Genomic DNA, 22129 nt, shown 5'->3' on the forward strand with positions numbered 1-22129 from the left:
GCATCGGTGACCGATGCGGTTTACGCCCTCTGGCCTCAGCCAGGAGCGTTCAGACCATGCTTGACATCAAATGGATTCGCGACAACCCCAAGGCCCTTGTCGAGGCGCTTGTGAAGCGCTCGTGGTCGGCTGGCGACGCGCAGTCCACCGTCGACGATCTGATCGCCGGGGACGAGGCGCGCCGCGCGCATCTCAGCGAACTGCAAGTCAAGCAGGAACGCCGCAACGCCGCCTCGAAGGAGATCGGCAACGCCATGCGCTCGGGCGACGCCGCGCTTGCCGAAAAGCTCAAGGGCGAGGTCAGCGACATCAAGGCGTTCATCCAGAACGGCGAGGCGCGCGAGCGCGAGCTCGACAAGGCGCTGAACGACGCGCTCTCGGTGCTGCCCAACGTTCCGCTCGACGACGTGCCGGTCGGCAAGGATGAGCACGACAATGTCGTCAAGCGCATCGTCGGCGAGGTGCCGACGCGCCCGAACTGGGTGAAGGAGCATTTCGAGATCGGCGAAGCGCTCGGCATGATGGATTTCGAGCGCGCGGCGAAACTATCGGGCTCGCGCTTCACGGTGCTGAAGAGCCAGCTCGCACGCCTGGACCGGGCGCTTGCCCAGTTCATGCTCGACCTGCACACGACCGAGCACGGTTATGAGGAAGTCCAGCCGCCATTGATGGTGCGCGACGAAGTGCTGTTCGGCACCGGCCAGCTGCCGAAGTTTGAGCTCGACCTGTTCTTCACGCCGCATGGCGACGGGCGTCTCGGGCTGATCCCGACGGCCGAGGTGCCGCTCACCAACCTCGTGCGCGAGGAGATCACCGCGCATGAAAAGCTGCCGCTGCGCTACACGGCGCTGACGCCATGCTTCCGCTCGGAAGCGGGCTCGGCCGGCCGCGACACGCGTGGCATGCTGCGCCAGCACCAGTTCTACAAAGTCGAGCTGGTCTCGATCACCGACCAGGAGAGCTCGCTCGCCGAGCATGAGCGCATGACGCAATGCGCCGAGGAGGTGCTGAAGCGGCTCGGCCTGCCGTTCCGCACCGTCACGCTTTGCACTGGCGACATGGGTTTTGGCGCGGGCAAGACCTACGACATCGAGGTCTGGCTGCCGGGTCAGAACGCCTATCGCGAAATCTCGTCCTGCTCGGTCTGCGGCGACTTCCAGGCGCGGCGCATGGACGCCCGCTACAAGGACAAGGACGGCAAGGGCAACCGTTTCGTCCACACGTTGAACGGCTCGGGCACCGCAGTCGGCCGCGCGCTCATTGCCGTCATCGAAAACTACCAGAACGAGGATGGCAGCGTAACCATTCCTGAAGTGCTGCAGCCTTACATGGCTGGTCTCGCCAAGATCGAATCGAAATGAGTTCATGCGCATCCTGCTGACCAACGACGACGGCATCCATGCCGAGGGGCTGGCGTCACTCGAACGCATCGCCCGCACGCTGTCGGATGACGTCTGGGTGGTGGCGCCCGAGCAGGACCAGTCCGGCTACGCGCATTCGCTGTCGATCTCGGAGCCGCTGCGGCTAAGGACGGTCGGCGAGAAGCACTTTGCCGTGCGCGGCACGCCGACCGATTGCGTTATCATGGGCACGAAAAAGATCCTGCCGGGACCGCCCGACCTGATCCTGTCGGGCGTCAATTCCGGCGCCAACATCGCCGACGACGTCACCTATTCCGGCACCGTCGCCGGCGCCATGGAAGGCGCGCTGCTCGGCATCCGCTCGATCGCGGTGAGCCAGGCCTACTCCTATGTCGGCGAAGACCGCGTCGTCCCTTACGAGACGACCGAGGCGCTGGCGCCGGCGCTGCTGAAGAAGCTGATCGCGACGCCGCTGCCGGAAGGCGTGCTGCTCAACGTCAATTTCCCGAACTGCGCGCCGGACGAGATCGAGGGCACGGTCGTCACCTCGCAGGGCAAGCTGGTGCACAGCCTCTGGGTCGACGAGCGCCGTGACGGCCGCGGCCTGCCTTACTACTGGCTGCGCTTCGGCCGCGAGCCCGTCGAAGGCAAGAAGGGCACCGATCTTCACGCGCTACGCAACCGGCTGGTGTCGGTGACGCCGCTGCAGCTTGATCTCACCGCCCATGAACTCCGCGACCAGCTGACCAAGGCGTTGTCATGAATAAGGTTTTGGCATGAGCACGGCCATCGACGAACGCGAAGGTTTTGCCGCTTTCCTGCTCCGCCTGCGGGGCAGGGGCACGGCGCCGAAGGCGCTGGTCGCCGCCTTCGAGGCGACGCCGCGCCGCGGCTTCCTCTCCGCGCAATTTCATTCCATGGCCTGGTCGGAAGGCATGCTGCCGATCGAATGCGGCGAAGCGATCGAAGGCGCGGACCTGCAGGCGGCCGTGATCGCGGCTTTGGCCATCGAGCCGGGCAACCGCGTGCTCGAGATCGGCACCGGGTCGGGCTATACGGCCGCCGTGATGTCCAGGCTTGCCGCGCGCGTCGTCACCGTCGACCGCTACAAGACCTTGACCGAGCAGGCAAAACAGCGTTTCGAGGCGCTCGGCATCAGCAATGTCATCGTGCGCCAGGCCGACGGCTCTAACGGCCTGCCCAACGAAGGGCCGTTCGACCGCATCCTCGCCTGGGCGGCTTTCGACAGCCTGCCGCGCTTCCTGCTCGATCAATTGTCGAGCGGTGGCGTCGTCATCGCGCCGATCGGCCCGGAGGAAGGCGAGCAGGTGTTGGCCAAGCTCACCAAAGTCGGCAGCCGTTTCGAGCGCGAGGATATCGGCATGGTCAGGCTGCAACCGATCCTGCGCAGCGTCGCCGCAGTGATCTAGAGCGTTTCAGCGATTTATAGAATCGCCGAACCGCTCTAAGTATTTGTTTTTACGCAATTCCGGACGGAAAACCGCTCACACTTTTCTTGGAATTGCTCTAAGGCTACGGCTGGCGTAGGCCGGTGCTCACGTGCTTTAAGTACGCTCCGCTCCGGTTCTCAAAGACCACCATTCTCGACTCGGCCTGACCTGAATCTCAGCCCGTCCCAAGGCGCCCAAAAAGTTTTAAGAAAATTTTCGACGGATTCTAATGGGTTAACCGGCCAGTAACATTAACGCGCTTTAATCATGACCAGTTTGTACCGGGTCTGTGCGGGTTAGTGCGATGCAATTCAATGGTTTGAAGGCAAACGGACGCAATCTGGCGCGTGGCTGCGCCGTCCTCATGATCGCCGGCGCCGCGGCAGGATGCAGCTCGCAGGCGATGCGTTTCAACGGTGTCGACGACGTCTTCACCTCGTCGACCAACAACCAGCGCGCCATCATCAACAAGCAGGGCGCCGACCAGCCCTATCCGGGCGATACGGTGGCGCCGGCACCCGTCGACGGCACCCACACCCAGTCGGTGAGCCGATCAAGCCTCGAGCCGGTGACGTCCCAGCAACTGCCGCCGCCCTCGGCGCCGGCTGCCGCGCCCGCCAAGCCGATGCGCACCGCGTCGGCCCCGGCTTTGGCGCCGGCTCCCGCCGCGCCGCATCTCGACAAGACGGCCACCGGCACGGTCGAGCCGGCGGCGAAGCCCTTCAAGACCGCCGAGCCCGATGCCGTGCGCAACGCAAGCGCTGCGCCGCACGCGACCGAGATCGTGGTGAGGGAAGGCGAGACGATTTCGGGCCTCGCGCGGCAATATCATGTGCCGGCTGACGCGATCATCAAGGTCAACGGGCTCGATGCCAGCAAGGGTGTCAGGACCGGCCAGAAGATCGTCATCCCGGCTTATGCCTATTCGAGCAAGGGCGAGCCGAAGGCTGCCGACGCCGGTAAGCCCGCCAACACGCCGAAGCAGCCCGCGGGCGCGCCGGAGAAGGTTGCCGTGCTGCCGCAGCAGCCGAAGCTCAAGGACGGCAAGTCGGCCGCGCAGGTCGATGCATCGGCGGCGGCCAGCGGTTCGAAGAACGCCAAGCCGGCGCAGATGGCCGATGCAAAGCCGGCCGGCGCCGGCGGAACCTACACCGTCCAGCAGGGCGATTCCCTGTCCTCGATCGCCCGGAAGACCGGCGTCGGCGTCACGGCGCTCAAGCAGGCCAACGGCATGAAGGACGGGCTGCTGAAGATCGGCCAGACGCTCAAGGTTCCGGCCGGCGGCACCGTTGCTGCCGCCGCCAAACCTGCCGCGACCAAGTCGGCCGTCGACCCGGTGACGACGGCGACCACCCAGCCGCCGGCAAAGACCACGCCGTCGGAGACGCTCGCCTCCTACACGCCGCCGAAGAAGGACGCCAAGGTCATCCAGCAGGCCGAGGACGACGATGCGGTTGCGCCGGATGCGACCGGCATCGGCAAGATGCGCTGGCCGGTGCGCGGCCGCGTCATCTCCGGCTTCGGCTCCGGCAAGGACGGCGTCGACATCGCGGTGCCGGAAGGAACGCCGATCAAGGCGGCCGAGAACGGCGTCGTCATCTACGCGGGCGACGGTCTCAAGGAGTTCGGCAACACCGTGCTGGTGCGCCACGAGAACGGGCTGGTCACCGTCTATGGCCATGCCAGCTCGATCGAGGTGCAGCGCGGCCAGAAGGTCAAGCGCGGCCAGGAGATCGCGCTTTCGGGCATGAGCGGCACCACGGACTCGCCGAAGCTGCACTTCGAGGTGCGCAAGAACTCCGCCCCGGTCGACCCGAGCGGCTATCTCGAATAGAACAAGAACAAATTGCGGGCCGCCTGACCTCCAGTTCGGACCGCCGGCTTCAGCCCGCTCCACCAGGAGCGGGCTTTTTCAGTTGCGGTCAATCGAGTTCGATCAATCCTTGAGCGGCTTGCCGAGACGGCCTGCGAGGTCCTGGGTGAACTGCCAGGCGACGCGGCCGGAGCGGCTGCCGCGCGTCGTTGCCCATTCCAGCGCTTCCGCGCGCAGCGTGTCGGGATCGATGGCGAGGCCGTGATAGCGGACATAGCCGTCGATCATGTCGAGATATTCGTCCTGCGAGCATTTGTGGAAGCCGAGCCACAGGCCGAAGCGGTCCGAGAGCGAGACCTTTTCCTCCACCGCTTCGGAAGGGTTGATGGCGGTCGAACGTTCATTGTCGATCATGTCGCGCGGCAACAGATGCCGCCGGTTCGACGTGGCGTAGAAGACGACATTGGCCGGCCTGCCTTCGACGCCGCCTTCGAGCGCCGCTTTAAGCGACTTGTAGGAGGTGTCGTCATGGTCGAAGGAGAGGTCGTCGCAAAACAGGATGAAGCGGTAAGGCGCCACCTTCAGCAGTCCCATCAGCTTGGGCAGCGTGTCGATGTCCTCGCGGTGGATCTCGATCAGCTTCAGCGGCCGGTCGAGCTTGTCCGAAGCGTTGACCCTGTCATGTACGGCCTTGACCAGCGATGATTTGCCCATGCCGCGCGCGCCCCAGAGCAGCACGTTGTTGGCGGCGAAGCCGGACGCGAAGCGCTCGGTGTTGTCGAGCAGGATGTCGCGGACCCGGTCGACGCCGCGGATCAGGCCGATGTCGACGCGGTTGACCTTGCGCACCGGCTCAAGGTAGCCGGGATCGGCCTGCCATACGAAGCAGTCGGCCACGCCGAGGTCGGTCTCAGGAACCGGCGGCGGGGCGAGGCGGGAGACGGCCTCGATCAGGCGGTCGAGCTTCTTGTTCAGGTCATCCAGGCTATCGGTCATTTGCGGTCTTCTTCGCTTTGGCAATCTCGGAACGTGAAACGGGTCCGGGACCGCACACCAAGAACCAACTGCAAGCTTTTGTTGGAGCACGATCTTTTCGGCCAGCTCCAAGCGGCTTCCGGCTGCGACCCTCTAGCACGCGCCAAACGGCTGGAAAAGCAACGGATTCAGCTGGTCGCAGAGTTGCATTGGCAACTTTACCGACTATATTCCGGCCAAATTTTCGCGAGGCCGCCCCGGCGGTTTTCAATCATCCAGGAGTTTCTTGATGTTCGTCACACCGGCATACGCCCAAGGCGTCGGTACCTCGCCAGACATGTTCATCAGCATTTTGCCGTTTGTCCTGATTTTCGTGATCATGTATTTTCTGATCATCCGGCCGCAGCGCACGCAGTTGAAGAAGCGCCAGGAAATGCTGGCCGCGGTGCGCCGCGGCGATACGGTGGTGACCGGCGGCGGCTTCGTCGGCAAGGTGACCAAGGTGATCGACGACAACGAACTGGAGATCGACCTTGGCGGCGGAACCAAGGTGACGGCGCTGCGCTCGACGATCTCTGACGTTCGCGTCAAGGGCGAGCCGGTGGCGAACCAGAACGCCAAGAAGTAGGCGAAATCCCGGCGGCATTAGCCGCGGGCAAGGCTCTGACGAGCGGCGGCACATGATTTATCTTTCGCGCCTGAAGGTCATTCTGATCGGTCTTGCCCTGGTCTCGATGGTCTTCGGCGCGTCGAATGCCTTCGCCGATCCCCATATGCTGCTTCGCGTCGATGTGACCGATCTAGTCAGCAGTCGCATGGCGGCGGCGCGCGACGAGATCAGGACGCTGCTGCGCGATGCCCAACCGAGGATCGGCTACAGCGGCCTTGCCGCGTCGGACCGCGCCGTTCAAGTCCATATCGACGACGTCAATCAGGTCGAGGCCGCCAAGGCGGTACTCAAGGTGTTGACCGATCCTGTCGCGGGCATGCAGCAAATGGCCCTGGACGGGAGCGAGTCCGGCCTGTTGAAGTTCACGATGACGGACGCTGGCGTGAAATCCCGAACGTCCGGCGCTCTCAAGCAATCGATCGAGGTCATCAAAAATCGCCTGCACGATCTTGGCATGGCTGACGCGGCTGTCCAGCAAGCGGACGACAACGAGATACTGGTTCGGGCGCCGAGCGCCGGGGATTTGCAGGGGCTGGGGGAAATTCTCGTCCGGCCGGGCCGGCTGAGCTTGCAATTGGTGAACACCTCGATGCCGGTGGAGGACGCGATTAAGAGCGGCCCGCCTCCCGGAACGAAAGTGGTTTATACTTCAGACGATCCGCCCGTCCCTTATCTGGTCGAGGACAGGGTGATCGTGGCAGGCAAAAGCGTGGTGGATGCGAAGGCGATAAATAGCCCTGAGATCGGCGAGCCCGTTGTCGTATTCCTGCTCGATTCCAGGGGTACGGAACGCTTCAAATGGGCAACTGAGCGCAACATCGGCAAGCCATTTGCGGTGATTTTGGACGACAAGGTGATTTCGGCACCGATCATTCGCGAGCCGATCAAGGGCAACACCGGTCAGATTTCAGGAAATTTCACGGACCACGACGCCAAGACCATTGCGCTGCTGATGCGCACTGGTGCGCTGCCGGCGCGATTGACAATCGTCGAGGAAGCGAGATAGGGCCGGCCGTGGTTGAAATGACGACATTAGACGACAACCGAGCCGATGGCGGAACGCTGCCGCTTGTACGCCTGAACGGATAAGAACGAATGCTGTATTTCTCGCGCCTGAAGATGATCCTGATCTGGCTGGCAGTGGCCGTCACAGTGATCCTCGCCGCGCCCAACCTGTTCCCGGCAAGCATGCTGGCGCAACTGCCGAGCTGGGTGCCGAAGCGGCAGATGACGCTTGGCCTCGACCTCCAGGGCGGCTCGCACATCCTGCTCCAGATGGATCAGAACGACCTGATCAAGGATCAACTGGAGACGACGCGCGACGAGATCAGGACGCTGTTGCGGGAAGCCAAGATCCAATACACCGGCCTTGGTGGAACGGGCCGGACCGTGCAGGTGCGCATCAGTGATCCGAGCCAGCTCGAAGCCGCCAAGACAGCGCTGAAGCCGATAACCAATCCGATCGCGGCCGGCCTCTTCACCGGCGGTTCCGTGCAATCGATGACGCTGGACGATTCCGGGTCCGGCTTGCTGAAGTTCACCGTCACGGATGGCGGTATCAAGTACCGTACGTCGACGGCCCTGTCGCAGGCGATCGAAGTCGTGGAGCGGCGTGTCAACGCGCTCGGCACGACCGAGCCGATCGTGCAGCGGCAGGGCGATGATCGCATTCTGGTCCAGGTGCCTGGGCTTCAGAATCCGCAAAGGCTCAAGGACATTATCGGTCAGACCGCCAAGCTGACGTTCCAAATGGTCGATACGTCGGTGCCGGTCCAGGACGCGATGAAGAACCGCCCGCCGCCAGGCGATTCGGTCCTGTATTCCCAGGACGATCCTCCGGTTCCCTATCTGATCGAGAACCGCGTGATCGTGTCGGGCGAAGACCTGTCGAACGCGACGCCGACTTATAACTCGCAGACCAACGAGCCGGTGGTTTCGTTCACGTTCAATTCTCGCGGGGCGACCCGGTTCGGTCAGGCGACCCAGCAGAATGTCGGCAAGCCGTTCGCCATCGTGCTCGACAATCAGGTGATCTCGGCGCCGGTGATCCGCGAGCCGATCCTTGGCGGGAGCGGGCAAATCTCCGGCAATTTCACCGCCGAGAGCGCTAACGATCTTGCCGTGCTGCTGCGCGCCGGCGCGTTGCCGGCCAAATTGACCATCATCGAAGAGCGCACGGTTGGTCCTGGCCTCGGTCAGGATTCAATTCATGCCGGCAAGGTCGCGGGCGTGATTGGCTCGATTCTGGTCGTCGCCTTCATGTTCGTCGCCTACGGCTTTCTCGGTTTCCTCGCCAACGTCGCGCTTGCCGTGCACGTGGCGATGATCGTGGGTGCGCTTTCGCTGCTTGGCGCCACGCTGACCTTGCCGGGTATCGCCGGTATCGTGCTCACCATCGGCATGGCGGTGGACTCGAACGTTCTGATCTACGAGCGTATCCGCGAGGAGCGACGAAACGGCCGTTCGGTCATCCAGGCGATCGATACCGGCTTCACCAAGGCGCTGGCCACCATCGTCGACTCCAACGTCACCTCGCTGATCGCGACCGTGGTGCTGTTCTGGCTGGGCACCGGCCCGGTGAAGGGCTTCGCCATCACCTATGCGATCGGCATCCTGACGACGGTCTTCACCGCCTTCACCTTCACCCGCATGCTGGTGGCGATCTGGCTGCGCCGCGCCCGCCCTAAGGAATTGCCGCGAGCGCCGGTCACCTTCATCCCGCCGGGCACCAAGATCCCGTTCATGGGCATCCGCCGCTGGACCTTCGCTTTGTCCAGCCTGCTGTCGATCCTGTCGGTGGTCGGGTTCCTGACCATCGACATCAACTACGGCATCGATTTCAAGGGCGGCTCGATGATCGAGGTGCAGGCGAAGCAGGGCAACGCCGATCTCGCCGACATCCGTGGCCGGCTGTCCGAGCTCAACATTGGCGAGATCCAGGTGCAGCAATTCGGCCAGCCGAATGACGTGCTGATCCGCGTCGGCACCCAGGACGCCGGCGAGAATGCCGAGCAGACCGTCATCGACAAGGTGAGGGGCGAGCTGCAGGACCAGTATGACTTCCGCCGCGTTGAGGTGGTGGGACCGACGGTTTCCGGGGAGCTTGCCAAGCAAGGCACGATCGCCATGCTGATCGCGCTGGTCGGCATCCTGCTCTACGTCTGGTTCCGCTTCGAATGGCAGTTCGCGGTCGGCGCCATCGTCGCCACCGTGCACGATGTGGTGATGACGATTGGCTTCTTCGTCATATCGGGGCTGGAATTCAACCAGTCGTCGCTGGCGGCGATCCTCACCATCATCGGCTATTCACTGAACGATACCATCGTCGTCTACGACCGCGTCCGCGAGGATTTACGCAAATACAAGAAGATGCCGCTGCCGCAGCTTCTGAACAATGCCATCAACGAGACGCTGTCGCGAACCACGCTGACCTCGGTCACGACATCCCTGGCGCTTTTGGCGCTGGTGCTGTTCGGCGGCGAGGTGATCCGCTCCTTCACGCTGGCAATGCTGTTCGGCGTGGTGTTCGGCACCTATTCGTCGATCTTCATCGCCGCGCCGCTGCTGATCCTGTTCAAGTTACGGCCGCAGGCCGCGACCGCCGACGAGGAGAAGAAGCCGGTGAACGGCAAGGCCGTGACGACCTGACGCCGTTAGATCAGGATGGCGTTTCATTGAACCGTCATCCTGATCTAATCTTTTGTTGGAGCATGATCTTTTCCGAAAACCGGTTCTCACTTTTCGGGATCATGCTCTGATGCCGGATGATTTCAGATCGAGTCGACCTGAAACCTGAATCCGGCTCTAAATCAAAGAGACAGAGCATGATGTCGTCCGAAAACCGCTCCACACTTTTCGGCATCGCGCTCTAGACCCATGGCCAAAGGCATAGTCATCCGCGAGGCGCATTTTCCCGGCAGGGCGCCGATTGAAGCCTATGGCAATGGCGGGTTCCGCTTTGCTGACATGTCGCATCGCGGCTCGCTGCTCTGCCTGCCGTCGGGCATCCATGGCTGGGAGCCAGCCGATCCGCTGGCACTGAAAGCTTCGGACTTCGACAAGCTGTTCGCCCAGGCCGACAAGGTCGAAATCCTGCTGGTCGGCACCGGCAAGGATCTGCGGCCGCTGCCGGCGGCGTTGCGCGCCGCGATGAAAGAGGCCGGCATCTCGGCCGACCCGATGTCGACGGGCGCGGCGGTGCGCACCTACAACGTGCTTCTGGCCGAGGACCGCGCCGTGGCTGCAGCGCTCATTGCCGTCGATTGAATGGGCGGCGGCTCGACCATTGTCATGGACGCGGTGCGCGCCGCCGATCCTGACCGCTATCTCTGCGCGCTCTACGCGCCGGCTGACAAGCGCGACGCGTTGCTTGCGCTCTATGCCTTCAATGCGGAGATCGCCAGCGTTCGCGACCGCATCCATGAGCCGCTGCCGGGTGAGGTGAGGCTGCAATGGTGGCGCGATGTCATCATGGCCGAGGGCGGGGCTGAGACCGGTCATCCGACCGCCGATGCGCTGAGGGCTACGATGACCGCCAGTCATCTGCCGAAGGCTGCTTTCGACAACATGCTCGAAGCGCGCATCTTCGACCTCTATGACGACCCGATGCCGTCGCGAACCGATCTCGAGGGCTATTGCGGCGAGACGGCCGCGGCGCTGATCCAGCTTGCGGCGATGGTGCTCGATGCTGCTGCCGCGCCGCACTTTGCCGAATTGGCAGGCAGGGCGGGCTGCGCGCAGGCGATTACGGGCCTGCTGCTTTTGTTGCCGCTGCACCGCAGGCGAGGCCAATGCTACGTGCCCGCCGATATCCTGGCGGCCGCGGGTACGACACCGGAAGAGTTCGTCAAAGGCGACGGCGGCGCCGGCGCGGAGCGGGCGGTGGCGGCGATGATCGCCCTGGCGCGGGAGCATCTCAATGCCTTCGAGAAGGGCGTGCCGGCGCTTCCCGCGTCGTTGCGCCCGGCTTTTCTGCCGCTGGCGCTGACGCGCGCCTATCTCGACAAGATGGACAAAGCGGGACCGTCTCCACTCCCAGACACCGGGACGCTTTCAACCTTGCGCCGGCATTGGCTGCTCTTGCGCCATGCCATGCGAGGCTGGACACCCATTTGACGTAAACGTCAATCATGCTAGGGATTCCGTCGCGCGGACTCGCGTCAAAGAAATGCGAGCCGCCGGAGGAGCGCCTTTCCATGAGCCTGCCAGTCTTGGTCGTCCTTGTCGTTTTCGGCATCGCGCTGTCGGTCGCGGCCGTGCATTTCACCGGCGGCACGACGACCGCGGCGCTTGCCACTGCCGATCAGGCGCTCGCGCGCTTCGCCGAAGATTTTCCCGATGAAAAGCCGGGTGCCGCGCGGCTGACATCGGACAGGCATGCCGCGTTTCTTGAACTTGGCCTGCAGCGCTGCGGCATCGTCCAGAGCATCGGCGACTGCTTCCTGACGCGCATCGTCACGCCGCGGGATGTTCTCGCCCTGGCGCGGGAAGGGAACGCCGTGGCGCTGCGAATGGACGATTTCACCTGGAAAGGCGGGCGGTTTGCCTTTGCCAACGAAGCCGACGCGCTGGCCGTGGCGGCGGCGCTGCAGGGCCACGATCGGATTCGAAAGGCAGCGTAATGGACGACTACAATTTCCCGCAGGTCACCCAGCTTGCCATCCCGTTCTTCGTCACCGCGATCCTGATCGAGCTCTGGCTGGTGCGCACGGGCCGCGCCAAGGGATCTTTCGAGACACGCGACACACTTGCCAGCCTGATGATGGGAACCGGCAATGTCGTTGCCGGCCTCTTGCTCGGCGTCGTGTCCTACTGGGCGCTGCTGTGGCTTTGGCAGTTCCGGTTCTTCAATCTTGGCCTGTCGGTCTGGGTGTTTGTCGCCGCCTTCCTGCTCGATGATCTGCGCTACTATGTCTATCACCGCATCGCGCACCGGGTGCGCTGGGTGTGGGCCGAGCACGTCAACCATCATTCCAGCCAGCACTACAATCTCTCGACGGCGCTGAGGCAGAGCTGGACCGGCCTCTTTACGTTTACCTTCATCCTGCAGGCGCCGCTGGTGCTGCTCGGCTTCCATCCGGCGGTGATCGCCTTCGTTTTCGGCTTCAACCTCGTCTGGCAGTTCTGGATCCACACAGAGACAATCGGCAAGATGTGGGGCTGGTTCGAGTTCATCTTCAACACGCCCTCGCACCACCGCGTCCACCACGCCACCAATCCGCGCTATCTCGACGCCAATTTCGCCGGCACGCTCATCATCTGGGACCGCATGTTCGGCACCTTCGTCGAGGAACTTGAGGAAGACCGGCCGCGCTACGGCATCGTCAAGAACATCGGCACCTTCAATCCGCTGAAGGTCGCCTTCCACGAATGGATTGGCATGTTCAAGGATGCTTTTGCGCCAGGGCTGGCGCTCGGTCAGCGCCTCAACTACCTCATCCGGCCGCCGGGCTGGAGCCATGACGGTTCGCGCGACACCTCCGAGACGCTGAAGGCGGCTTATGTGCGGAGAAATCCGGGAGAGGCCGGCAAGCCGGGGTTGCCGGATGCGGCTGCCGAGCCGGCGGAGTAGCTATTCCGCCGCCTGCGCCTCCGAAGGCAGACCCAACCACTCGCGACAGTCGGCCAATGCGCGCGCCGTGATCGCGCGGCGCTTGGCGACGGTCTTGTCCTTGCCGCGCAGGCGCTTGCCCTCGGACTTTGGCGCCTCGACTGGCGGAAACAGGCCGAAATTGACGTTCATCGGCTGGAAGGAGCGTTTGCCGGGCTCGTCGTCAGAGACGATGTGGCCGCCGGTGATGTGGTTGAGCAGCGCGCCAAAGGCCGTGGTGATAGGCGGCAGCGAGGGCGTCTGGCCGAGGCGCTCGGCGGCGGCGAAGCGGCCGGCAAGCAGGCCGATGGCGGCGCTTTCGACATAGCCTTCGCAGCCGGTGATCTGGCCTGCGAAACGCAGGCCCGGCCGCGATCTGAGTTGCAGCGAGCGGTCGAGCAGCGTCGGCGAGTTGATGTAGGTGTTGCGGTGCAGGCCGCCGAGACGCGCGAACTCGGCGTTTTCGAGCCCCGGGATGGTGCGGAAGATGCGCACCTGCTCGGCATGCTTCAGCTTGGTCTGAAAGCCGACGATGTTGTAGAGCGTGCCCAGCGCATTGTCCTGGCGAAGCTGCACCACCGCATAGGCCTTGACCGACGGATTGTGGACGTTGGTCAGGCCCATCGGCTTCATCGGCCCGTAGCGCAGCGTCTCGACGCCGCGCTCGGCCATCACTTCGATCGGCAGGCAGCCGTCGAAATAGGGCGTGCCTTCCCACTGCTTGAATTCGGTTTTTTGGCCTTCCAGCAGCGCCGCCACGAAGGCGAGATACTGCTCCTTGTCCATCGGGCAGTTGATGTAGTCCTTGCCGGTGCCGCCGGGGCCGACCTTGTCGTAGCGCGATTGAAACCAGGCCGTGTTCATGTCGATCGTGTCGAAATGGACGATCGGCGCGATGGCGTCGAAGAAGGCGAGCGCATCGGCGCCGGTCGCCTCGGAGATCGACTGCGCGAGCGAGGGCGCCGTCAGCGGACCGGTGGCGATGATCGCCTGGTCCCACTCCGCCGGCGGCAGTCCGGACACTTCCTCGCGCTCAATCGTGATCAGCGGATGCGCCTCGATCTTCTTCGTCACCGCGTCGGAAAAGCCGTCGCGGTCGACGGCAAGCGCGCCGCCGGCCGGCACTTGGTGCGCGTCGCCGGCGCTCATGATCAGCGAGCCGGCAAGCCGCATTTCGGCATGCAGCAGGCCGACGGCATTGGTTTCGGCATCGTCGGAGCGGAAGGAGTTGGAGCAGACGAGCTCGGCAAGCCCCTCGGTCTTGTGCGCGTCGGTGCCGCGCACGGGGCGCATTTCATGCAGCACGACCGAGACGCCGGCCTCGGCGATCTGCCATGCGGCTTCGGAGCCGGCGAGGCCGCCGCCGACGACATGTACGGGATTTTTGCTCATGAGCGCCGGAATAGTCGGTTGGCGGCCTGATTGCAATTGCCGGGCAATGGGCACTGCGGAAGCTGCCGCCAAAACAACAACACCCGCCGGGGGAGGAGGTCCGGCGGGTGTCGTTTTGGGGGTCGATCCTCGGGAGGAGGTGAAGATCGACCGTATTCGCCATCGCCGGGGAGGAGGTCGGCTTTGACGAAATTCCTTCCGCCAATTGAAAAGGGGCGGATCCTTTCTGGAGAACAACGCCCGCCGGGGGAGGAGGTCCGGCGGGCGCCGTTTCGATGGTCAACCTTTGGGAGGAGGTAAAGGCTGACCGTATCCGTCAGGGTCGGGGAGGAGGTCGACCCTGGCGAAATGCCTTGCTTAGACCGCCTTGCGGGCGATCATCTTGATCTCGTCGCGAACGATGCCGAGATCATGGAGCTGGCGGTTTGAAAGCCGACCCAGCTCGGAAACCGTCTCGCGATAAACGCGCCAGTTACGATAGCTGCGGATCAGGTTCATTGTCTTACTCTTCTCAAAACTGGTTCGGACCATTCGCGGTCCGAAGCGGATTAGACCGCCTTGCGGGCGACGTAGTGGATGTCGCTGCGGCTGATGCCGAGGTCGGTCAGTTCACGGTTCGACAGGCGGCTCAGCTCGGAAACGGTTTCCCGGTAGCGGCGCCAGTTGCGGTAGTTGCGGATCAAGTTCATGGTAGTGCTCGTTTCGTCTTTGGTTCGGATCATTCCGTTTGTGTACGAACAGAAAATAGGTGGGGTTATATCGGTTTAAAAGTGCCATTGGCGCATGGCAGCAATGCAAATTGTGCAATGCAACATTAACGGCCATTCACGCTTCAGACGCAAAGAAGACCGAATCGGAAAATGCCGCTGCGTCAACGGTTTGGGCCGCGCGGCTAGAAAAAGGGCCAAGCTCGGGGGAAACGCATGGCGGGCTATGTGACACGGGTGGGGGCGGATATCGCCCGCTGGCGGGAGGCGGGCCTGATCGACGCGCCAACCGCGGACGCCTTGGCGCGCGACGTGGCCGCCAACGAGCGCACTTCGCTGAGCTTCGGCTCGATCCTGGCGATGATGGCGGCGTTGCTGTTCGGCGCAGCGATCCTGATCTTCGTCGCGGCCAATTGGGAAGCCATTCCGCGGCTGGCGCGGGTGGCGGCGTTGTTTGCCGTCATCCTCGGCGGCTATGTCGGCGGCGCCGTCTTGAAGACACGCGACCACGCGGCGATCGGCGAGGCGCTGTGGGTCGTCGCCGCCGCGGCCTTCGGCGGATCGATCGCCTTGATCGGCCAGATGTACCACCTGTCGGGCGACGAGACCTCGGCGCTGCTGACCTGGTGCGCCGGCACGGCGCTGGCGGCGGTCGCATTGCGCTCGAACCCGCTCACCGTCGCGTCGGTCGGCATCGCCGACGCCTGGTTGTTCCTCAAATGGGGCGGATTTTTCCGCCGGGCCGAGTTTCCTTATCTCTTCGCCGCCGTGGCGCTGGTGCTGTTCGCCATTTCATTCTGGACACGCAGCCAGGCGGCGCGACACCTGATCATCCTGTCGATCCTGTTCTATCTGGCGCTGCTGGCCATAGACCACAACACGCTCCAGGTCGCGATTCCCCTCGTGCTCGTCTCGGCGCTGCTGTTTGCAGCGGCGGTCTTCGCCGCCGAGCCCGTCGACAGGATCGCGCAACTCGGCGGCCGGCTGCCCTTGCACGCGCTGATCGGCTTTCTTGCCGGCCTGGCAATGGTCCAGTTCGAACTGGCCGACGAGGCGAGCTACAATAGCGGCTTTGCCGTTGCCTCGGCGGTCGCGCTTGCCGGCATCGTCGCGGCGATCATGCTCGGCGGCCGTGAGAGCAGGGGCTTGCGCTGGGTGGCCTATGCCGGCTTCGCCTTCGAACTCGCCATCATCTATGTGGTGATGTTGCAGTCGATGCTCGACACGGCGGGCTTCTTCCTGTCCGCGGGCGTGCTGCTGGGGATACTGGCTCTGGTCATCATCCGCGTCGAAAAACGCATGAAAACGCCCGCCGGTGGAGGAGCAGCGGCATGAGCGGCAAAAGACTGATCATCGCGGCGCTGGCGCTGGCGCTCGTCCAGATAGGCTTCCTCAGCTGGATCATTGCCGGACGCGCGGCGATCCTGCGCAACGGCAAGGAAGTCCTGCTCAAGGTCGAGCCCGTCGATCCGCGCGATCTCCTGCGCGGCGACTATATTTCGGTCAACAACAACATCTCGCGGATCCCGGTGAAGCTCATCGCCAACATTCCGCCAGGCAGGGTCACGAGCAACGACTCCGAGCTCGTCGTCAGGTTGAAGAAGGGTGCCGACGGCTATTGGCAGCCGACCGCGGCATGGTTCAACCAAGCGCCGGCGCCTGCCGTTTCCGATGAGGCCGACATCGTAGGGCATGTGGCGGATGGCTGGGATCTACGCTCACCCGACATGACGATCGCGCCGGAATACGGAATCGATCGCTTCTATGTGCCGGAAGGCGAAGGGACGTTGATCCAGGACGACATCCGCGTGCGGCCGTTCGGCATCAAGCTGGCGCTCGCGGCCGACGGCACGGCGCAGATCAAGGCGCTGATGGACGGCGACAAAACGCTGTTCGAGGAGCCGCTTTATTAATCCCCCTTCGAAGGCTTCGGAGGCTACGCCTTCGTCTAACGACTAGGCCTAACGAACTGGGGTGGCCTGCCACCCGAAGCTCGAAGAGCGAAGGATGGTGCGGATGAAGGGACTCGAACCCCCACGCCTTTCGGCACTGGAACCTAAATCCAGGGCGTCTACCAATTCCGCCACATCCGCGTTCCCCGGCAATCCCATGTAGCCATCATTCTGTCAATGTCGGGGTCCAATGGGTCGGGGGCACCCTCATTCGCCCAATCGCGAAGATGGTTGAAAATTAGCCTAGCCTGTGACAAAAGGCGTGTCGAATGTGACGGGACGCGACTATCCGCTTCTGCAGAATGTAAAAAGAAGTAGGAAAAACAAAGACTTCTTCACATTTTGGAAGCGCAGTTCAGGAGAGTTTGAGCCGCGTTAGCGGTCAAATCACTGGGTTCCGTACCAAAAGCCATTTCCGGCAAGATTATACCGGCAGGCTGTGAACGGCTAAGAACCGTTTGGCAGCCTCATTGGTGAAAACAAAGGTTTTAGGATGCAGGTCACCGAAACGCTCAACTCCGGTCTCAAGCGCGAGATCAAGATCACCGTGCCGGCCGGTGACATGGAAGCCAAGCTGATGGCGCGGCTGAACGACGCCCGCGACAAGGTGCGGATCAACGGCTTCCGCCCCGGCAAGGTGCCGGTGCAGCACCTGCGCAAGATGTACGGCAAGTCGTTCATGGCCGAGGTCGTCAACGAGATCCTGAACGACTCGACCCGTTCGATCATCTCGGGCCGCGGCGAAAAGGCCGCCATGCAGCCCGAAGTCATTATGACCGAAGACGAGAAGGAAGCCGAAAAGATCCTGGCCGGCGGCGCCGATTTCGAGTTCCGCCTGAATTACGAGGTCATCCCGGCCATAGAGGTCAAGGATTTCTCCGACATCAAGGTGACGCGTCAGGTCTACGACGTGCCTGAACAGGAAGTCGAAGACCAGGTGAAGCGGGTCGCCGAGTCGGCTCGCAGCTACGAGCCGAAGGACGGCAAGGCCGCCGAAGGCGACCGCGTGAGCATCGACTATGTCGGCAAGATCGGCGGCGAGGCCTTCGCCGGCGGCGCCGGCACCGACCAGCCGCTGGTGCTTGGCTCCAAGGAATTCATCCCGGGCTTCGAGGACCAGTTGATCGGCACCAAGGCGGGAGACGAGAAGCAGGTCACCGTCACCTTCCCGGAGAACTACCAGGCGGCGCATCTGGCCGGCAAGGAAGCCATCTTCGACGTGACAGTCAAGGAAGTTTCGGCGCCCGGCGCGCTGGAAATCAATGACGAGACGGCCAAGAACCTCGGCCTGGAATCGCTGGAACGCCTGCGCGAGATCGTGCGCGGCCAGATCGAGAACCAATTCGGTTCGATGACCCGCCAGAAGGTGAAGCGCCAGCTGCTCGACCAGCTCGATGCCGCCTACTCCTTCGAGGCGCCGTCGAAGCTCGTCGAGGCCGAGTTCAACAACATTTGGGCGCAGGTCAACCGCGACCTCGAGGCTGCCGGCCGCACCTTCGCCGACGAGGAGACGACGGAAGAAGAGGCGCGCGCCGAATATATGCGTCTGGCCGAACGCCGGGTGCGTCTCGGCCTGGTTCTCGCCGAGATCGGGGAGAAAGCCGGCGTCAGCGTGTCGGACGAAGAGCTGCAGCGCGGCCTGTTCGAGCAGGTCCGCCGCTTCCCGGCCAACCAGCAGCAGGAAGCCTTCGAGTTCTATCGCAGCAACCCGGAAGCGATCAATTCGTTGCGCGCGCCGATGTTCGAGGAGAAGGTCGTCGACTACCTGCTCGGTCAGATCTCGGTCGATGACGTCAAGGTCAGCAAGGAAGAGCTGATGGCCGACGACGAGGAGGCGGAAACCGCAACCAAGGCGAAGCCGGCGAAGAAGGCATCCTCGAAGAAGGCCGAGGCCAAGGCAAGCGAAGCAAAGGCGGGCGAAGCCGCCGGCGAGGCCGAAGAGCCCAAGAAGAAGGCCGCGCCGAAGAAGAAGGCAGCCAAGGACGCCGAGTAATACGGCTCATCAACGCGATTTCGAAAGGCCGCCCTCGAGGGCGGCCTTTTTCGTTGCCGTATTCGTTTGTTGCCGCGCGGCAACACAACCGGCTTCGGATGGATGTCCGCTGCTGGCGATACCGAACGTTGATGATTATCTGCGCGATATCGCATTCGGCAGGGTCGTTTGGAGGCACGGGTGATCATGGCATTCAAGACGAGGGGCGTGGTTGTTGCCGCGGCGCTCTTGCTTGCCACCGCTTGTGTGGCACAGGCCGGACCCGATCTCGGCAACTGGCGCGTCGATGCCGGCAGCGACGGCCAGGTGACGGCATCGCTTTACGCCACCAACAAGCTGATCACCGGCAACGGCGCGCTGGGCTACAGTCCGGTATTGACGCTGGCCTGCCGGCCGGGCGGCGAACCGCGCTGGAGCGAATGGCTGCAGCTCAACGACGCTGTGTCGGCCAGCCGCAAGATCACCATGTCGGTCATGCTCGACGGCGGCAGCAAATTCGACGAAAGCTGGTCCGTCGGGCCACGCGGCAAGCTTCTGGTCAGGGAAGGCGATGACGGCATCAAGCGGCTGGTTTCGGCGAGCCGGCTGTTGCTGTCCTGGCGCTTCGGCCTGCTGTCCGGACGCGGCGAGGCCGATTTCGACCTCGCCGGGCTGTCCGAGGCGATCGGACAGATGGCCTCAAGCTGCAACACCGATCCGCCGTGACCTGTCCGCGCGCGGCCTAAAGCTTCGCAAACGCGGGCTTTTTCTACCCACTGCGAGGATTCTGTGGTATGCAGATGCCGCAATTCCACGAAGGACGTGAATATTCCGCTTTACCGTGCAGGGCACGCCAGCGGGCTGGTGTGGTGCGGATCGTCCGGCGCAAACGACGTTCAGGGAGGAAGTGCCATGCGCTCAATCGCGCTTTTCATCGTCTTGTCCGCTATACCCTTCCTCGCAAGCCCAACGCAGGCCCAGGATGCTGCCGCAGGCGAGAAGGTCTTCACCAAGTGCAAGGTCTGCCACATCGCCGACCAGGACCAGAACAAGGTCGGCCCGTCTCTGAACGGCGTCATCGGGCGCACCGCAGGCACGCATCCCGGTTTCACTTATTCCACGGCCATGATCGAAGCTGGAAAATCCGGCATCAAATGGGACGAGCCTACGCTGACAAAATATCTTCACGACCCCAAGGCGATGGTCAAAGGGACGAAGATGGCGTTTCCCGGTCTCAAGAACGATGAGGACGTAGCCAACGTCATCGCTTACCTGAAGCAGTTTTCCAAGTAAGCGGGTTCTCATAGGCTCGTCGGTGGTCGCCGGCCCGCCCCGGCCGATTGCGTTGCTGAAGTGCCGCGCCCGGCGCCGTCATGCCGGCAGGGCAAAGAATCCCAACACCAGCAGAATAAGGATGCCAAGGCCGAGTATGAGAAGCGTCCGCGTGTCCATGATATTCGCCTTCGACCGGGCGCATGATCCCGAAAATCGGGACAGGATCATGGGCCAATCAAAGTGATCCCGCGTCCTTTGCGCGCCCCTCCAGGGACGCGCGGCGCTACAGGAGAATACTGCAAAAAAACCTGTGGAACCAGTGTATAGCGCCGGCTGGCCACCGCGCCTGGTCCAATGAAGAGACGACAAATCGGGCACGAAGGAGTATGTTGGCTGCCGGTGCAGGTCGCGGTTTGCGTGCCAGTCACGCAGAGCGGTTGCACCGTCATATCCGCGACCTTGCCGGACCTTGTCTGGAGGAATGGTCATGGCAAATTTTCACGTGATTGCAGGGGCCAGCGAAACGCTGGAGCATACGAGAGTGAGAAAGATCGGTATTTCCGATCTTTTTGATGCGCTGAGGCGCGGTATCGACGACTTCATGGTCAAACCCTCTCACATCGTGTTTCTGTGCATGATCTATCCGCTCGTCGGCGTGGTGCTCGCGACCTGGACATCGGGGGCGAACGCGCTGCCGCTGCTATTTCCACTGGTATCCGGCTTTGCGCTGATCGGCCCGTTCGCGGCGATCGGCCTCTACGAAATCAGCCGCAGACGGGAAGCCGGTCTCGATACATCCTGGCGCCACGCGTTCGAGGTCAGGAATTCCCCGGCGCTGCCGGCAATCGCCGCGGTCGGGATCATGCTGTTTGCCATCTTCATCACGTGGCTTTTGACCGCCAAGATTTTCTACGAGCAGCTGTTCGGCCCCGAGCCACCGGCGTCGCTGTCCAGCTTCATCACCGAGATATTCGCAACCGGGCGCGGCTGGAGCCTGATCGTGCTGGGTCACGTCATTGGGTTCGTATTCGCCGTGGTCGTGTTGTGCACCACGGTGGTGGCTTTCCCGCTGCTGCTTGATCGCGATGTCGGCGCCTATGAAGCCATTCACACATCTGTGCGCGTTGTGCTGGCGAACCCGATCGTCATGGCCGTCTGGGGACTTATCGTCGCCGTCGGGCTGATCATCGGATCGCTGCCGGTGTTTGCGGGGCTGGCGGTCGTGCTGCCAGTCCTCGGCCATGCCACATGGCACGTGTATCGCAAGGTGGTGGAAGCGCCGGCCGTGCCAAGACCGGCGACCTGAGCGAACCCCGTCACGGGTAGCGGTCCGGAGTACCGGCCGAGGTCAAGAGCACCGGCGAAAGTGTCGGTACTCTCCTACAGGGCCGGGTGGCTGAACCGTGCCTGACGCGCGCCTGTGGTCAGGTTGCGGAAATCCTTGCCGCTGACATGCACGAGCGTCTTGTGATCGCCGCCCTCGAAATAGATATCGGCGGCCTCGCCGAGGCTCTCGTCCAGGATGACCGGCACATCATAGGCCGCGCCGATCGGCGGTACGGCGCCGATGTCGCAATCATCGAAGAGCGATACCACCTCGTCCTCGGAAGCGAGGCCGAGGCGCTTGTCCATGACATCCTGCAGCTTGGCGAGCTCGATCCTGTGGGTGCTTGGGACCACCGCCAGCGCATAGCCGAGCTCGTGATGAACGAGCACGGATTTCGCCATCATGCTGCCGGGCACATGCGCCGCGATGGCGGCCTGCCTGCTGGTGGCGGTTCGATGATGTGCGACGGTGTCGTAGGGGATGCCCTTGCCGTCGATAAAGTCTCTCAGTCTGTTTGCTATCGTCATTGTCCGCGTCCTCTGCTTGAGTTTACGACGCTCACGCCAAACCAAAAACGGACCGGTGGCCCGATGGTTTCATGGCAGGCCCCACCGTGCCCGGCTGGTTGTGCTGCGGCCGGACTCG

General features: G+C 63.1%; 22 protein-coding genes and 1 tRNA gene. 17 read left to right on the forward strand and 6 right to left on the reverse strand.

Annotated features, from left to right (window positions below; all coding sequences use genetic code 11):
• Positions 1 to 56: 56 nt before the first annotated feature.
• The 4 genes from serS (at position 57) to EN874_RS00895 (ending at position 4646) form a co-directional block, all read left to right on the forward strand.
• On the forward strand, positions 57 to 1361 hold the full coding sequence (gene serS, locus EN874_RS00880; protein WP_127428109.1) for a serine--tRNA ligase: 1305 nt from the start codon (positions 57 to 59) through the stop codon (positions 1359 to 1361).
• 4 nt (positions 1362 to 1365) lie between these two features.
• Positions 1366 to 2124, forward strand: a complete 759-nt coding sequence (surE, locus tag EN874_RS00885) for a 5'/3'-nucleotidase SurE (RefSeq protein WP_127428110.1) — start codon at positions 1366 to 1368, stop codon at positions 2122 to 2124.
• A 13-nt stretch (positions 2125 to 2137) separates the two neighbouring features.
• Positions 2138 to 2791: a protein-L-isoaspartate(D-aspartate) O-methyltransferase gene (locus tag EN874_RS00890; RefSeq protein ID WP_127428111.1), complete on the forward strand. Its 654-nt coding sequence runs from the start codon at positions 2138 to 2140 to the stop codon at positions 2789 to 2791.
• Between the two features lie 325 nt (positions 2792 to 3116).
• Entirely contained in the window at positions 3117 to 4646 is a 1530-nt protein-coding gene (locus tag EN874_RS00895; RefSeq protein ID WP_127428112.1) for a LysM peptidoglycan-binding domain-containing M23 family metallopeptidase, read from the forward strand.
• Between the two features lie 102 nt (positions 4647 to 4748).
• Here EN874_RS00895 and EN874_RS00900 read toward each other — a convergent pair whose 3' ends face one another.
• Positions 4749 to 5621, reverse strand: a complete 873-nt coding sequence (locus EN874_RS00900) for an ATP-binding protein (protein WP_127428113.1) — start codon at positions 5619 to 5621, stop codon at positions 4749 to 4751.
• Positions 5622 to 5889: 268 nt separating this feature from the next.
• On the opposite strand from EN874_RS00900, the gene yajC reads away from it, so the two are divergent.
• The 7 genes from yajC (at position 5890) to EN874_RS00935 (ending at position 12841) form a co-directional block, all read left to right on the forward strand.
• Positions 5890 to 6228 carry a preprotein translocase subunit YajC gene (gene yajC, locus EN874_RS00905; RefSeq protein WP_067000009.1) on the forward strand — a complete coding sequence of 113 codons (339 nt, stop codon included), beginning with the start codon at positions 5890 to 5892 and terminating at the stop codon, positions 6226 to 6228.
• Between the two features lie 52 nt (positions 6229 to 6280).
• Positions 6281 to 7276 (forward strand): hypothetical protein, encoded by a 996-nt coding sequence (locus tag EN874_RS00910; RefSeq protein WP_127428114.1) that lies wholly within the window; start codon positions 6281 to 6283, stop codon positions 7274 to 7276.
• A gap of 89 nt (positions 7277 to 7365) precedes the next feature.
• Positions 7366 to 9918 carry a protein translocase subunit SecDF gene (secDF, locus tag EN874_RS00915; RefSeq protein ID WP_127428115.1) on the forward strand — a complete coding sequence of 851 codons (2553 nt, stop codon included), beginning with the start codon at positions 7366 to 7368 and terminating at the stop codon, positions 9916 to 9918.
• 228 nt (positions 9919 to 10146) lie between these two features.
• A complete protein-coding gene (locus EN874_RS00920) occupies positions 10147 to 10536 on the forward strand; it encodes an Mth938-like domain-containing protein (protein WP_127428116.1) in 390 nt (129 codons plus the stop codon).
• 24 nt (positions 10537 to 10560) lie between these two features.
• Positions 10561 to 11385 (forward strand): phytoene/squalene synthase family protein, encoded by an 825-nt coding sequence (locus EN874_RS00925; protein ID WP_127428228.1) that lies wholly within the window; start codon positions 10561 to 10563, stop codon positions 11383 to 11385.
• 80 nt (positions 11386 to 11465) lie between these two features.
• On the forward strand, positions 11466 to 11891 hold the full coding sequence (locus tag EN874_RS00930; protein WP_127428117.1) for a hypothetical protein: 426 nt from the start codon (positions 11466 to 11468) through the stop codon (positions 11889 to 11891).
• The gene (locus EN874_RS00935; protein ID WP_127428118.1) at positions 11891 to 12841 is read left to right on the forward strand and encodes a sterol desaturase family protein; all 951 of its coding nucleotides are present in this window, start codon (positions 11891 to 11893) and stop codon (positions 12839 to 12841) included. Before EN874_RS00930 ends, EN874_RS00935 begins: the two co-directional genes overlap by 1 nt.
• Here EN874_RS00935 and trmFO read toward each other — a convergent pair whose 3' ends face one another.
• The 3 genes from trmFO to EN874_RS00950 all read right to left on the reverse strand — a co-directional run bounded on the left by trmFO (position 12842) and on the right by EN874_RS00950 (position 14940).
• Positions 12842 to 14251 carry a methylenetetrahydrofolate--tRNA-(uracil(54)-C(5))-methyltransferase (FADH(2)-oxidizing) TrmFO gene (trmFO, locus tag EN874_RS00940; protein WP_127428119.1) on the reverse strand — a complete coding sequence of 470 codons (1410 nt, stop codon included), beginning with the start codon at positions 14249 to 14251 and terminating at the stop codon, positions 12842 to 12844. It lies immediately after the preceding gene.
• Between the two features lie 357 nt (positions 14252 to 14608).
• Positions 14609 to 14749 carry a DUF1127 domain-containing protein gene (locus tag EN874_RS00945; RefSeq protein ID WP_071096637.1) on the reverse strand — a complete coding sequence of 47 codons (141 nt, stop codon included), beginning with the start codon at positions 14747 to 14749 and terminating at the stop codon, positions 14609 to 14611.
• 50 nt (positions 14750 to 14799) lie between these two features.
• Positions 14800 to 14940, reverse strand: coding sequence for a DUF1127 domain-containing protein (locus EN874_RS00950; RefSeq protein WP_071031999.1), 141 nt, complete (start codon positions 14938 to 14940; stop codon positions 14800 to 14802).
• A 234-nt stretch (positions 14941 to 15174) separates the two neighbouring features.
• Between EN874_RS00950 and EN874_RS00955 the strand changes: the two genes are divergently transcribed.
• Positions 15175 to 16293: a DUF2157 domain-containing protein gene (locus tag EN874_RS00955; RefSeq protein WP_127428120.1), complete on the forward strand. Its 1119-nt coding sequence runs from the start codon at positions 15175 to 15177 to the stop codon at positions 16291 to 16293.
• Positions 16290 to 16871, forward strand: coding sequence for a GDYXXLXY domain-containing protein (locus tag EN874_RS00960; protein ID WP_127428121.1), 582 nt, complete (start codon positions 16290 to 16292; stop codon positions 16869 to 16871). Before EN874_RS00955 ends, EN874_RS00960 begins: the two co-directional genes overlap by 4 nt.
• A gap of 95 nt (positions 16872 to 16966) precedes the next feature.
• On the opposite strand, the gene EN874_RS00965 is transcribed toward EN874_RS00960, so the two are convergent.
• Positions 16967 to 17051 (reverse strand) — tRNA-Leu (locus EN874_RS00965).
• 352 nt (positions 17052 to 17403) lie between these two features.
• On the opposite strand from EN874_RS00965, the gene tig reads away from it, so the two are divergent.
• The 4 genes from tig (at position 17404) to EN874_RS00985 (ending at position 21463) form a co-directional block, all read left to right on the forward strand.
• On the forward strand, positions 17404 to 18903 hold the full coding sequence (gene tig, locus EN874_RS00970; RefSeq protein WP_127428122.1) for a trigger factor: 1500 nt from the start codon (positions 17404 to 17406) through the stop codon (positions 18901 to 18903).
• A gap of 186 nt (positions 18904 to 19089) precedes the next feature.
• A complete protein-coding gene (locus EN874_RS00975; protein ID WP_126088791.1) occupies positions 19090 to 19608 on the forward strand; it encodes a hypothetical protein in 519 nt (172 codons plus the stop codon).
• A 186-nt stretch (positions 19609 to 19794) separates the two neighbouring features.
• Positions 19795 to 20175, forward strand: coding sequence for a cytochrome c family protein (locus EN874_RS00980; protein ID WP_127428229.1), 381 nt, complete (start codon positions 19795 to 19797; stop codon positions 20173 to 20175).
• A gap of 469 nt (positions 20176 to 20644) precedes the next feature.
• Entirely contained in the window at positions 20645 to 21463 is an 819-nt protein-coding gene (locus EN874_RS00985) for a DUF2189 domain-containing protein (RefSeq protein ID WP_126089800.1), read from the forward strand.
• A 74-nt stretch (positions 21464 to 21537) separates the two neighbouring features.
• On the opposite strand, the gene EN874_RS00990 is transcribed toward EN874_RS00985, so the two are convergent.
• Positions 21538 to 22011 carry an aminoacyl-tRNA deacylase gene (locus EN874_RS00990; RefSeq protein ID WP_127428123.1) on the reverse strand — a complete coding sequence of 158 codons (474 nt, stop codon included), beginning with the start codon at positions 22009 to 22011 and terminating at the stop codon, positions 21538 to 21540.
• Between the last annotated feature and the right edge of the window lie 118 nt (positions 22012 to 22129).

Origin of the sequence: Mesorhizobium sp. M1D.F.Ca.ET.231.01.1.1, assembly GCF_003999155.2 — a bacterium.
Lineage (GTDB): Bacteria > Pseudomonadota > Alphaproteobacteria > Rhizobiales > Rhizobiaceae > Mesorhizobium.